This is a genomic window from Chryseobacterium sp. CFS15 (assembly GCF_031118795.1).
Classification (GTDB): Bacteria; Bacteroidota; Bacteroidia; order Flavobacteriales; family Weeksellaceae; genus Chryseobacterium; species Chryseobacterium indoltheticum.
The window spans coordinates 93,328-107,162 of sequence record NZ_JAVHYL010000008.1 but is presented as its reverse complement, the minus strand read 5'-3'; the positions used below and the strand labels follow the sequence as shown (position 1 = coordinate 107,162).

The window sequence follows — 13,835 nt, the reverse complement described above, 5'->3', positions numbered from 1 at the left end:
TATGATTCAAATAGACGATAAATTAATTTCTGAAGATATTTTTTCTGAAGAATTTGTTTGTAACCTTACCAAATGTAAAGGTGCATGTTGTGTAGAAGGTGATGTAGGAGCGCCTTTAGATAAAGACGAGCTTGTGATTTTAGATAATATTTATGATAAGATAAGGCCTTATCTTACAGAAGCAGGAATTAAAGCATTAGACGAGCAAGGAACATGGACAACCGATCCTATGGACGGAATGTATGTGACCCCAATGATTGAAGACGCAGAATGCGCCTATGTAACTTTTGATGATCGAGGAATTACCAAATGCGGTATCGAAAAGGCCTACGAAGATGGTGCTATTGACTGGCAAAAGCCAATCTCATGTCATTTATATCCTATAAGAGTTACAGAATATTCTACATTTTCTGCTTTAAACTATCATGAGTGGCCTATTTGCAACGATGCGTGCACTTTGGGAAAAGAACTTCAGGTTCCGGTATACAAATTTCTGAAAACCCCTCTTACCAGAAAATACGGTGAAGATTTTTACGCTACTTTAAGCGATGTTGCCGAAGAGTGGAAGAAAGAGTATGGGAAATAATTTCGGTTGATAGTTGATAGTTGATAGTTGATAGTTGATAGTTGATAGTTGAAAAATAAATGATTTTGTTATAATTACAATATTTTCAGTGATTGGAAGTCCTGAAGGGACGGCTTAACAAAGAATAGGATGCAATCCTATTGATTCAATACAATTCATTGAAACGCATCAATAATTCAATAAAAAAAACCACCGCAGAAAAGTTTCTGCGGTGGTTTTCATTATATGTAATCGACTAAGATTATTTTACTGCGCTGGCTTTTACTGCTGCAGAAGTTTCTTTCTTAGGAGCACTTTCCCACCCGTCTTCAGGCATTAAAGTAGCAACTACTCTGTTTTTTGTCAGGTATTTTTTAGCAACATCCTGCAGATCTTTCACAGTCAATGCCTTTACTTTTTCCTGATAATTTAAGATGTCATACTTATCGCTTCCGTCTAATTGATTTTTAGAAATAGCATTCATCCAGTAAGAATTGTCTTTGATGTCTGTTTTGTAATCATTGATCTCTCCTTCTTTGTACTTATCAAGATCTTTTTGCTCAGGGCCTTTATCGATCAGTTTCTGAATTTCTGCAATTGCACTTTTCGTCAGTTTATCTGCATTTTCAGGTCCGCAAGGGAAGCTTAAGCTAAAGCTGTAGTTATTATAAGGTACTTTCCCCATATATCCTCTTGCTCCACCGCCGTAGATTCCGCTTTCGTCCTCTCTCAGTTTTTCAATTACCTTGATGGTAGCCACTTCACCTAAAGCCGCAAGTGCTAAAGCTTCTTTCTCATTATAAGTAGTTTCACCAGAATAAACGATCTGCACAAGACTCTTCGGATCTTTACCTTTTTTGTACACTTTGGTATGATCTCCTGTTATCGATCTGTATCCGGTATCTTTGAATTTGGTTGTTTTTCCGGTCGTCGGTAAACTTGCGACATACTGTAAAACTTCATTTTTAAATGTAGCTTCATCAATATTTCCTACGAAATAGAAATGGAAATTTCCGGCATTGGCAAATTTCTCTTTATAAACATCGTATGCTTTTTTGTAATCAGTCGCTGCCCAGTCTTTTGCCAATGGAAGAATGCCGATAAATCTCGGATTTTTCTGATTCGTAAACTTAGCATGTTCACTTGCAAAATACGTCTGGGGATTAGACAGAATATTATCCAACATGGCAGACTGCTTTACAATATAAGCATTGAACGCTTCCGGATTGTAATTTAAGCCTGTAAAATAGGCATAAAGAAGCTCCATAGCCGTACCAAGATCTTTTTGATTGGTTCTACCTGATATTCCTTCCAAAGTGCTGCTGATGTAAGGATTTACGCTTACTTGTTTTCCTGCCAGATAATTGGTAAGTTCGGCTTTAGATGCGCCGTTTACTCCTGCTTCCGTTAATGCCTGGTAAGCAAACTGAGTTTTATTGTAATCTGCGTCGCTCAATAATGAGTTTCCACCTAAACTTCTTGCTGAGAAAACAATTTCATCATCTTTAAAGTCTGTTTTTTTGAACGTTACTTTTGCACCGTTGCTTAGCGTCCATGTTGTGGTGCCCAATTTTGCATCGGTTTCAGTTTTAGCAATTTTCCCATCAGATTTAAATGGTTTTACCAGATTTTTAATGGTCGCCTTTTCTTCATAAGGTTTAAGGTCAGCCATTTTTACATCTTCAAATGTCTTTAGAACCATAGCTTCTGTAGGCATCTTTACATTGTCTTTTTTAGGACCGGTAATGATGATTACTCTGCTGTCTTCTTTTACCATTTTCTTGATCACATTATTGGTCTGAGCCAATGTTACCGACGGCAAGAAGTTTTTCACATCTTCAAATTCCCATGCAATTCCCGGCATTGGTTCCTGCTCCAGGAAGTTTCTTACATATTCGTCTACCAAAACGTCGCTTTCCGTTTTGTCGCGGTTGTTGTACGAGCTTTCCATATTAGACATCACCTGAGATTTTGCTCTGTCGAGCTCACTTTGTGTGAAGCCAAATCTTTTTGCTCTTTCAGTTTCTTCTAAAAGTACTTTCAAAGCGTTTATCTGATTGCCCTCTTTTACCAACGCAAATCCCTGGAAAGCTTCCTTAGTTCTTGCATACGTTCCGCCGTGATAAACAGATCCGAACGTAAACGGAGGATTGTTTGAATTTACCAATTCTCTCAATCTGTTATTAAGCATCTGAGTTGCAAGATTTTCGATTAAGCTTTGATTGTATTGCTCAACGGTAACATCCGGTGTGTAAGAGCCTTCATCCTTCATGATAAACTGAACCATAGAATTGGTAGCATCCGGATCGGTTTCTATCGCCACCAAAGTTTCTGTGTGATTCGGAAGATCAAAAGATTTTCTTTCTCTCGGTTTAGAAGGGTTTTTGTATTTGCTGAAATTTTCTTTAATTTTCTTTTCTACCTCATCTACATTAATGTCTCCCACTACCACCAATGCCATCAAATCTGGTCTGTACCAGTCTTTGTGAAATTGTCTGATTACTTCAGGCTTAAAATTCTGAAGCACCTCTTTGGTACCGATTGGTAATCTGTTGGCGTATTGGGATTTGTGTAATAATTTTGGCAAATATTTATCAGACATCCTTTTATCTGCACCTAAGCCTAATCTTAATTCTTCTAAAACAACACCTCTTTCTTTGTTGATCTGCTCATCGGTCAATGTTGCGTTAAAAGCCCAGTCTTCCATTACTTTCAAACCGGAATCTAGATTACCTGGTTTATCTAACGGAACAGGAAGCATGTAAACGGTTTCGTCAAAACTTGTGTAAGCGTTAAGGTGCTGACCAAATTTCACCCCGATCGACTGTAGGAAGTCTACCAATTTATTGTCTGGAAAATTTTTGGTACCGTTGAAGTTCATATGCTCCATAAAGTGAGCGAGACCTCTCTGGTTTTCGTCTTCAAGAATAGATCCGGCATTGATGGCCAATCTGAAATCAACTTTCTTTTCGGGTAATGTGTTCTTTTTAATGTAGTACTTCAATCCGTTTGGAAGAGTACCTGTTCTTACAGAAGCATCCATAGGAATATTCTGTGCAAAAGCCATAGACGACATAAAAATGACCGCAATTATGGACGATAGATTTTTTTTCATACAATTTGATTTATTTTATCTGAGATAAAAATAACATTTAATCCCATACTGAGGAAATTTAATCACTAACTATTTAGTTAAACTTGCGTTAAAGTTTAAAAACAAAAAAACCGGCAAAAGCCGGCTTCCAATATATAATTGATAATAATTATTTAAAATCTGCGTCAGTAACACCAGAATTAATGGTAACTTTTGATGTTTTTATAACTACCTTCTGCCCGTTTCCTTCAGCTTCAATATCTCCCGGAAATTTGATTCCGTCTACGGTGATGTAAGATTTAATTAGCGCATCACCCACCGGCGAGTTCGATTTATACAAAAGACCTGTCGTCGTATCAAAATAGAATTTACCTTTATCTGAAGTCAGCACATTATAATCTTTACCGTCTAATTTTTCTACGGTTACCCCACTGAAATTGGCTGCATCATATCCTAAAGCATCAATCGTCTTCCCTTTTTTCAATTCAGGAATTGCCGTTGCAGGCAAATCACTTTTTGTACCCATCTGGTTAACGTATCCTTTTTCGCCATCAAACATCTGAGTAACTTCCTGACCCATTACCGACTGTACAGATTTGAATTTGTTACCCATTTTTTTGGTATTCATCGCAATTTCCATTCCCTGAATAGACATTGTATTTTCTGTAATTGTTGTTTTTACAGATTCAAGTTTACTTTTCCCGCCAAGCCCGTTCAGGTAATTATCAATAACCTGTTGAGGAGAAAGTTTAGATTTTACCGCTGACGTTGTTTCTACCGTTGCCGTCTGCGCATTCACAGTAGTGGTAAATAGTACCGCACAGAAAAACGGAATGATGATCTTTTTCATATTAAAATATTTATTTGTTTAAAAGCTTGTGAAACCTATATACTTCTCGTAAAAGCATAATATGATTTCATTATTAAATTAAAGGCATAAAGATAATCATATTGCATAAAAATGAAATAACCTGCAGATTAAATTCTTTAATAAACTACAGACTTTATATCAACATTAACTTTATTGGCAAAAATTTCTGACATTGATGTACTTGTAACTCTAACTTTCGAGTCGATTAATTTAAAAAAAGTAAAATCCAGATCTCTTCTTTTTGAAACCAAAAAACCTCCAATTTCTTGGAGGTTTTCATTTTGATAAGGAGCCTTGAAAAGGCTATTAAGGTATTATTATTTAGTCAAACCTTCGGGGTTAGCCGGATCTGCAGAGCCAGGTTTTCTGTTAACCAACAATACATTATACTGATCCGTCAATGCATTCAGCTGATTGATCACGGTGGCGTACGGTGAGGGTGGTGTTTCTACCAAAAGATGCAATGCATCTACCCTGTTTCTAAGCGCATAGTACGCAAGATTGGTCTCTTCTCTTTTGCTTTTAATGGTGTCCGGATTAGCATCGCCGTATTCCTGCGTACGCAAAAGGTATTGAGTATTGAATTCTTCATTGGCAGCTTTCATTTCATTTACCCATGATGAAAGATCAAATAAGATGATGGCATCTGCAAGCTCCGGCTTGTTTTCCCAATCACGGAGAAGATTACTGATGGTGGCGGTCTCTGCCTGATAATTGAGCCTGGAAATACCACTTCCATAGAGCGCCATATTGCCAAGAAGCAACTCTGCCTTTTGCTGTCTGTCGGTTTCAAAATGATAGGTGTTGCCCAAAAGAAAATAATAAATACCGTTCACGGCATCATCTCTTCTTTCATCCAGAGCCAATAGTTCCTGTGTTTTTTCGCTTGCCAGTGCTTTTTTGTAAAGGGTTTCCAGCTCTGTGGTTCTGGCTGTGAGATCGGTAAGCTTGGCTTCAATCTCCAACTGTTGTGGATTATTCAGATTAAGGATCGCCAGATAGTCTTTTACGTATTGCAGGTATTCTGCATTACGAAGTTTAAATAAATCAATTGCGTTCATTGTTTTGTGTTTTATTAAGTTATTGATTCAATGATATTTTGAAAATATTTTTAAAGATTTCCCGAAAGCTTCTTACTAGGGTGTTTTGCCTTTTCGTGGGTTCCCGCAAGTCTGTCGCAGGGGTGAAAGAAGGTTTCAAGAGTTGCCGAAAGTTTCTTACTAGGGTGCAGGAGCCTTTCGGAGGGGCATTTTAGGATTACTGCCCTGTTTTTGAGGATTGTTTTTTTCATTCATTTTTTTGTGTTGTGTAGGATTGAATTTTATTCTTAAATCTTAAATCAAATGTAAAGAATTTTTTAATAGGCAGATGAAAAAATATTTCTTATTTATCTCCTTGTTGTTATTCTATGAAAAAGTATATTACCGCTTTAAAAATCACATTTAGTTTGTGAAAAAAATCTATTGCTCAGGCTGTGTCTGATTCTTATAGTGGCTATCACAGCTTACTCCTGTAGAACGGATCAATTTCCCGAGGCCAGTCTTTTATTAATGACAGCTCAAAATTTCAGCTTACCTCGAAAAGAATTTCTCTTGATGAAAGTAAGCATAAAGCAAAGCTTCTTCCCGAACTGGAAAAGGCAGAGGATAGCTTTATAAAACCAATGCACAGGGTAAAGTGGTCGATTACGGAAACTAAAGATATTGTATTAACAAAACAGTAAATAGTGAAAAATATATTATTTATATATTACTCTCAGTTAGGTTACAAACCAAAAAACCTCCAATTTCTTGGAGGTTTTCAAATATTTATATCAGAATAAATTATTTCTTCAATTCTTCTAAAAACTCGTCGTGAGAGATTTCAGTTTCCTTTTTAGTTGCTTTTTCAAGGATAACGTCTTTCAATTTAGCCATTGCTACTTCAGAAGAAATTTGTCTTACCTGCTCTTGGTCTTTCAACATTTCAGCAGCATATTTTTGAACTTCTTCATCACCTAAGTGGTGAATTCCGTAGATTGCCAATTGATTTTTTACCAATTGCTCAGCCTGAGCCAAAACATCAGCATAATCTAATTGAATATTGTTGTCTGACATCAATTTACCTTCGATAATTTGATATTTCAATTGAGTTTTCTCAGCTTCAAGAATTGCCTGCGCCTGCTCTTCAGACTGGATGTTCTGGTTAGAGAAGATCAACCACTTCGTCAGGAAAGACTCAGGAAGTTTTACTTCTTCTTTTTCAGAAACCTGCTCCAACACTTTATTTACAAAGTGTACGTCTGCATTTTGCTGGAAGTACTCATCCAATTCAGCTTTTACTTTATCTTTAAGCTCTTCTTCAGTTTTGATGTTTCCTTCACCGTAAACTTTATCAAATAACTCCTGATTAAGTTCTGCCAAGTTTAAGCTATAGAAATCTTTTACTTTTACCTCAACTTCAGCGTGGTGTAAATGCTCAACTTCTTCTTTAGCGAAACCTAATTCTTTAGCCAAATCTTCGTCAGCAGCAAGAGTTTCTTTAGAAACTTTTACAGACTCATCCATTTTCAAACCTTTAAGCAACTTGAAAGCTGCTTTGTTTTCAGCTGTAATGGTAGCCATTTTTGGTGCGTGATTGTGCTCTCCTTCTGCACCTTCTTCTACAACCTGAGTAATCTCGAAGTTGATGTAAGAATCTTTAGTGATCTTATCTTGAGGAACCTGCTCAGCAAAACGCTTCTGCATATTTTCTATGCTCTTGTTGATTTCTTTTTCAGAAGCCGAAACTTTGTAGTGAGGCGCTTCATATTTAGCCAAATCAATAGTAAACTCAGGCTCGTAACCTACTTCGAAAGCTACTTCCAACTGCTCTGCATTATGATTAAAATCATTCACAGGCTGTGGAACCGGCTGACCAACTAATCTTAGTTTGTTTTCGTTGATATAGTTATTTAAAGCATCAGAAACTTGTTTGTTGATTTCTTCGAATGCAATCCCTGCTTCATATTGCTTTCTAACCATACTCAAAGGCACTTTCCCTTTTCTGAAACCAGGAACTTGTGCATTTTTAGCATAATTAATCAATTGCTTTTCTACTTTTTCTTTGTAGTCAGATTTCTCCAATGTTACTGTAAGCAATGCACTTACATCATCATGGTTTTTTGCGGTAACCTTCATTATTGATTAAAATTTTAGGTTGCAAAAATATGAATTTTTTATTAAAACAAGACATTCCTTTTGTTATAATACGTTAAAATAAAAAAGACATTACCGAAATAATGTCTTTTATACTATTAAAAATTTGTCTGAGCTAACTTTTAGTGTGTATCAACAGTAATATCTACATCACTTTCGCCTCCCTGAGTTTGCCCCAACTGGTTGGTAGCAGAAGGATAGTTTTGATTTACAGAAGTAGGCGCATGAATCAATTTAATATTCATTTTTCCTGTAGATTGTGTAGAATTAATGGTCCATTCTGTTTTTAACCCTATTTTGTTTCCATCTGTTCTTACAATGTCGTCTGCAGCTCTCAAGACAACAATATCAGCATTTGCAGGTGCAAAAGTGATAAAATGATGATCTTTTTCTTCTACAATTTCATCTGAAGAATGGTAATGGTCGTCATGCTTGATCTGAAAATCCAGTACGGCAGTATAGGTATCTCCCTGATGCAAGTGAAGGTGAGCATCTGCAACTCCGCCAATTACGTTTACCGTTTGAATATCTGCAGCATCGGCTTTATTGGTCAATGTTAAAACCACTTTACCAATCTCGTCATGCTCATGGATATCTTCCGGGATGTCATCATCTCCGTTTCTACATGATAAGATAAAAACTGTAGCTAAAAGTAATAGTGTTATGTTGAATAATTTTTTCATTTTAAATTTAATTTTAAGTATTAATAATTAGAAATTGTATTTCAGAGTAACGATAAAGTTTCTTCCGGATTCCGGCATAAAATATCTCAGTCTGTTAAGATATTCACGATACTCTGTATTAAAAATGTTATTGATTCTGAAATTTAGATTCAGATTTTTAAATAGGTCTGCACCTACAGATGCATTGAATAATGTGTAAGCTGAAGGAGGTGTACTGAGATCGAGTTCTTCATTGAATGTAGTGCCATCTTCAATAAAATCAAGGTTTTGATTTCTGATCGGGAAACGTTTCTGTCTGAACACACTTTCGTTTTCCAAGCGTACATAGAAGTTTTTGGGTGTGTTCAGTTTAAACTCAACCGCATTTCTCAGATTAGCCGGCATCATCAAGATCAAAGGCTCGTCATGGGTAAGATCATCTCCTTTTAATGCACTAAAACTCGTATTCCATTTTAAATTATCAAGAATATTAAGTTCCGCATCGGCATCAATTCCGAAAATTCTGGCTTTAATCTGCTGATAACTCCAAACCGGGAAAACGCCTCTATTTGAAGATTCGATACCTGTTGGCACCTGATTGATAAAACTATCTGAAATCATGTAATATGGATTCACCTCAACATGCAATCCTTTCAAAACATTGAATTTCCCAATCATCGAAAGGTTAGCATTATAAACCGTTTCTTTCTGAATAGATAAATCTCCTTCCTCGATAATTGCAGCAGAATGATGAAGCCCATCAGAGAAAAGTTCCGCAGGGTTCGGAGTTCTGTCTGCTCGTGCGAAGTTTAATTTAAATTCAAAATTATTATCGGGCTTATAATTGAATCCCAAATTGGCAGAAAAATTATGATAATCTAGGATAGGACGTGTCAAAATTCGGCTGTCGACTTCCTGTACAAAGAACTGGGGATAACGACTTGCAAATTTTTCGTTCCAGTCTTTTGCATCATAATATTTGTAAGCATCATATCTACTGAAATCATATCGCGCCCCGGCTTCTGCATTTAGCGTTGAACTGAATTTATATTTAAATACAGAAAAAGCACCTGCATCATACTTATAATAATCAGGAATTAAACGTCTTGCTTTCGTTGCAGGATTTGGGTAATTATCCTGAAAACCTGCCGAAAGACCACTTTCTAAGCTCCAGTTTCCTCGTTCTAAAAGATGGGTAAGACTGGCAGAATGTGTAATCAACCGCAGATCCATCGAAGGAAGTTCATTGAGCTCTCCTCTTCTGATATCAAATTCCTTACGGCGATTCATCTGAAAACTATATTGAAAGCTGAGTTTTCCAAAGTTTTCAAAACGTTTGTAAGCCGACAGTTTTGCAATATGATGCTCAACTTCCTGCTTAGGATTCACAATATCATAACTGAAATTATCAAGGTAATAAGGCTGTCCGAACTTGAAGACGTTTCTGAAATCTACATTATTTCCTAAATGCGCACCTTTGAAAATCCCGAATTCCTGATTGATTCCGCTGTATGAAACGTCGAAGCCCTGCATAAAACCATGATTTCCAAACGAGAAATTAAAAGAATTTATTTCAGCTCCTGTATTTTGAAGCGTGTGATGTGGAATGTATAAATCTCCCAACTTTTTATAACTCCCGCCTGTTTTTACAAACCATTGGTTCGTCCATGTTTTAGCTACATTCGCTGATATTTCACCTCCTCTACCATTAGAAATACCGGAAAGTTTTATATTTCCCATAATGGTATCTCTTTTGGGCAAAACTGCAGGTTCCAAAACTACTGCTCCACCGACAGCATCGCTTCCATACTTCAATGCAGAAGCACCTTTCACGACATCGATGTGCTCAAAATCATTTACATCCACATTGGGAGCATGCTCTACACCCCACTCCTGTTCCGCCATTTTCACGCCATTGTTCACGATTGCAATTCGGCTTCCATACAAACCATGAATTACAGGTTTTGAGATATTATTACCTGTTTTAAGTGCCGTAACTCCAGATATTTTTGATAACAAATTCCCCAGGTTTTCTGTAGAATTTCTTTCGATTTCCGTTTTATCAAGTGTTCGCATAATCACAGAACCTTTCGTTTTGTGGCTTCCGTGTATGGTTACGGTTTCTATATCACCCGTATGGTGCTCTAAAGTAATTGCTAAATGCAAATCTCTGTTGACTCCTACATTTTCAGTATAATCATCACACAGAGCATGTTTAGCAATGAGCTGATAATTTCCTGCAGGAATATTTTTAAATGAAAACTCGCCTTTTTTATTGGTATTGGCTGTAAAATCTCCGATTTTTACCACTGCATTTTCAAGCATGGTTTTATCGTGAAAATCCTGAACAGTTCCCGCTACCGTGTAAGTTTTCTGTGCGTTTGTTATTGCAAATCCGCATAGGATTAGCAGTACACTATATATCAATTTCATTGTAAAATAGATTGATTGGGTATGTTTCAAACTACTCATTATTATAAATGAATAACATGAAAAATACATCCGTTAAAAATTTTGAATTGGATTTTTTACTTGAAACTGTAAACCTTTACGTTCAATTTTAAATCATTAAGATTTTATTGAAGTAGTTTTAGAATAAGTAAATTCAGCTTAGCTTTTTAAGAGATACCTAAAAAATCTATATGATTCTCTTAATGAAACTTAACTCCTAAATTTACCTTAACGGTTTAAAAAGTATAGTTTAATTAAAATAACATCATGCAGCTAAAACTATTCAAATTTGAAAAATTTAAAGCAAAAAAATCCGAAAAAGAATCTATTGATTATGAAATTGCGGGAGGTCCGCGAAGTTGAAATGAAAATTTAGTTTGTGACCAGATTTTTTCCTGTACAGCAAAAACCTGCTCTACCTCATGAGTATGTTTGATCAACGTGAAACTAAATTCGTCTGGTAATAAAGTATTTCCTGTTGCTAAAAAGTGACAAGCCAAACAGTCGCCTGCTTTTTCTTTCTCATCAGTTTTTGAAATAGAGTTTTCAGTTTTTTTAAGATTGAAATGCTTAAAATCTGCAGACTCATGGCTGTGAAAGCTTGAAGAAAAGAGCGCAAAGAAGTAAATCCCAAGCATCAGCTTTGAGATAAAATTCTTTAATTGTCTACTTTTCTTAGAAATCATTGGGCAAAATTATAAAAATAAATTAAAAACTTAGATAAAGTTTTATTAAAATGCTTTGAATAATATGTAGAAATGAATGCTGTTTTGTTACAAAACACCCAAAAAAATATTTTGAGACGCTTCGAGAACCTCAGACATCTTTAATACTAACTGTTTTCTTCATCCTGTTTGTCATTTCGTAGGAATCTATGCGGAATTTTTAGAGATTGAATTGTAAAAATCAAAGTTTAGATTCCTACGGAATGACAAATGAGACGGATATTTTTTAGTATTTAATTAGAAATTAATCCAATTGTGTTCCCAAATGTTCCCATTCCTGCAATGCAAGGTCGAGATCTTCTTTGGTTTTATTGTATTTTTCTAACGTTTCTTCAGAAGGATTTTCTTTGGTGAAAGACACTTCGAAATTTTCTATTGCTGTTTCCAGTTCAGAAATTTTTTCTTCTACTTTCTTTAGTTTATTCTGAATACTTTTTTGCTCTTTGCTTACCATCACTGTCGATGGCACATCAGCTTTTGGTTCTACTTTAACCTCAACCTTAGCCTTTACATCATCCGTGTGAAGTTTTGCCTTCTCTGCAGAAATTTCTCTAATGCTTTCTTTCTGTCTGAAAACAAGATATTCGTTGATATCGCCTAAGAATTCTTTCATTTTACCGTCACGGAATTCGTAAATCTTGTCACAAAGCCCTTGTAAAAATTCTCTATCGTGAGAAATTACAATTAAAGTACCTTCAAATTTCTGTAAAGCCAATTTGATAATCTCTTTAGACTGAATATCCAGGTGATTGGTAGGCTCATCCATAATCAATGTGTTGAAAGGACGAAGAAGCAATTTACAAAGAGCCAGACGGTTTCTTTCACCTCCGGAAAGTACTTTTGTCTTTTTATTTACAGCTTCACCTTGGAAAAGGAAAGATCCCAATAAATCTCTAACTCTTGGTCTTGTTTCTTCGGTTGCTGCATCTTCAGCTTCTTCCTGAACGGTTTTGTTTGGCGTTAAAACTTCCTCCTGATTTTGAGCAAAGTAACCAATATTGACGTTATGGCCTAAATTCCAACTTCCTGAATAATCTTTTATATCGCCTGAAAGAATTTTTGCCAGAGTTGTTTTCCCTTGTCCGTTTTGACCAAGAAGAGCAATTCTGTCGCCTCTTTGAACGATAAAATCTACATCATCAAAAATTTGTTTTTCGCCATACGCTTTTCCAAGATTTTCAGCTTCGAAAATAACTTTTCCGGGAACCTGTGATTGTACGAAACGGATATTGAATTTAGAAACGTCTTCGTTATCCACTTCAATACGCTCTATTTTATCTAATTTTTTAATCAAAGACTGCGCAAAAGAAGCTTTTGTAGCACTCGCACGGAATTTGTTGATGTTATCTTCCATCTGCTTGATTTCCGCATCCTGATTCTTTTTAGCCTGAATCAGCTTTTCACGACGGTCTTCACGCATCACCAAATATTTGGAATAATTGGCTTTATAATCGTCTACTTTTCTGTTATTAACGTCAAAAGTTCTGTTACAAACTGCTGTCATAAACTGTTTATCGTGACTTACCAGAAGAATTCCTCCCGGGTAATCTTTCAAAAAGTTTTCTAACCAGATGATAGATTCCATATCCAGGTGATTGGTAGGCTCATCGAGAAGCATCAAATCGTTTTTCTGAAGCAGCAATTTTGCCAATTCGATTCTCATTCTCCAGCCTCCGGAAAATTCGTCAGTTATTTTTTGGAAATCATCCGCTTTAAAACCTAAACCAAACAAAACTTTTTCGATATCACCTTCCAGATTATAGGCATCGTGATGCATCAAAAGATCATTCAGATCTGTCATTCTGTTGATCAAATCTGTATAAGAATCACTTTCGTAATCGGTTCTTACTGTCAATTGATGATTTATTTCTTCCAATTCATCTTTCCATGCATTAATTTGCTCAAAAGCCTGCATGGTTTCATTCCAGACAGTTCTTCCTTTCACAAAATCAAGATCCTGCTTCAGGAAACCGATGGTAATATTTCCTTCAGGAACTACGTTTCCTTCATAGAAAGTAATTTCGCCGGAAAGCATCTTCAGAAGCGTAGATTTCCCCGCTCCGTTTTTACCGACCAAACCAATTTTATCATCCTTTTTGATGGTGAAATTTACGTTTTGAAATAAATAATTACCTGAATGATGTAATCCTAAACCCTGAACAGAAAGCATTTGAAATGAATATTAAAAGTGAATATTGAATATGAATCTTTTTCGGGTGCAAAAATACGGAAAAGAAATGAATGACAGGAAAATAAAAAAAGAGCCGTCAAAAATGACAGCTCCCCGCTAA

At 35.9% G+C, this 13,835-nt stretch carries 10 protein-coding genes; 1 reads left to right on the top strand and 9 read right to left on the bottom strand.

The window, feature by feature from the left end:
• The first annotated feature begins 1 nt into the window (after position 1).
• Positions 2 to 586: a DUF3109 family protein gene (locus OH814_RS13710; RefSeq protein ID WP_308828537.1), complete on the top strand. Its 585-nt coding sequence runs from the start codon at positions 2 to 4 to the stop codon at positions 584 to 586.
• Positions 587 to 827: 241 nt separating this feature from the next.
• Here OH814_RS13710 and OH814_RS13705 read toward each other — a convergent pair whose 3' ends face one another.
• The 9 genes from OH814_RS13705 to OH814_RS13665 all read right to left on the bottom strand — a co-directional run bounded on the left by OH814_RS13705 (position 828) and on the right by OH814_RS13665 (position 13,714).
• Complete coding sequence (locus tag OH814_RS13705) at positions 828 to 3,680, bottom strand: insulinase family protein (RefSeq protein ID WP_308828536.1); 2,853 nt, start codon at positions 3,678 to 3,680, stop codon at positions 828 to 830.
• Positions 3,681 to 3,828: 148 nt separating this feature from the next.
• Positions 3,829 to 4,509 (bottom strand): hypothetical protein, encoded by a 681-nt coding sequence (locus OH814_RS13700; protein ID WP_076561038.1) that lies wholly within the window; start codon positions 4,507 to 4,509, stop codon positions 3,829 to 3,831.
• A 338-nt stretch (positions 4,510 to 4,847) separates the two neighbouring features.
• Complete coding sequence (locus OH814_RS13695) at positions 4,848 to 5,591, bottom strand: DUF6261 family protein (protein ID WP_308828535.1); 744 nt, start codon at positions 5,589 to 5,591, stop codon at positions 4,848 to 4,850.
• Positions 5,592 to 5,641: 50 nt separating this feature from the next.
• Positions 5,642 to 5,821 carry a hypothetical protein gene (locus OH814_RS13690; protein ID WP_308828534.1) on the bottom strand — a complete coding sequence of 60 codons (180 nt, stop codon included), beginning with the start codon at positions 5,819 to 5,821 and terminating at the stop codon, positions 5,642 to 5,644.
• A gap of 532 nt (positions 5,822 to 6,353) precedes the next feature.
• Positions 6,354 to 7,688, bottom strand: a complete 1,335-nt coding sequence (locus OH814_RS13685) for a trigger factor (protein WP_076561036.1) — start codon at positions 7,686 to 7,688, stop codon at positions 6,354 to 6,356.
• Between the two features lie 140 nt (positions 7,689 to 7,828).
• Entirely contained in the window at positions 7,829 to 8,389 is a 561-nt protein-coding gene (locus OH814_RS13680) for a hypothetical protein (protein ID WP_115621291.1), read from the bottom strand.
• Positions 8,390 to 8,416: 27 nt separating this feature from the next.
• The gene (locus tag OH814_RS13675; RefSeq protein WP_308828533.1) at positions 8,417 to 10,801 is read right to left on the bottom strand and encodes a TonB-dependent receptor; all 2,385 of its coding nucleotides are present in this window, start codon (positions 10,799 to 10,801) and stop codon (positions 8,417 to 8,419) included.
• Between the two features lie 350 nt (positions 10,802 to 11,151).
• Positions 11,152 to 11,505 (bottom strand): hypothetical protein, encoded by a 354-nt coding sequence (locus tag OH814_RS13670; RefSeq protein ID WP_308828532.1) that lies wholly within the window; start codon positions 11,503 to 11,505, stop codon positions 11,152 to 11,154.
• Between the two features lie 283 nt (positions 11,506 to 11,788).
• Positions 11,789 to 13,714 (bottom strand): ABC-F family ATP-binding cassette domain-containing protein, encoded by a 1,926-nt coding sequence (locus OH814_RS13665; protein WP_308828531.1) that lies wholly within the window; start codon positions 13,712 to 13,714, stop codon positions 11,789 to 11,791.
• Positions 13,715 to 13,835: the final 121 nt, after the last annotated feature.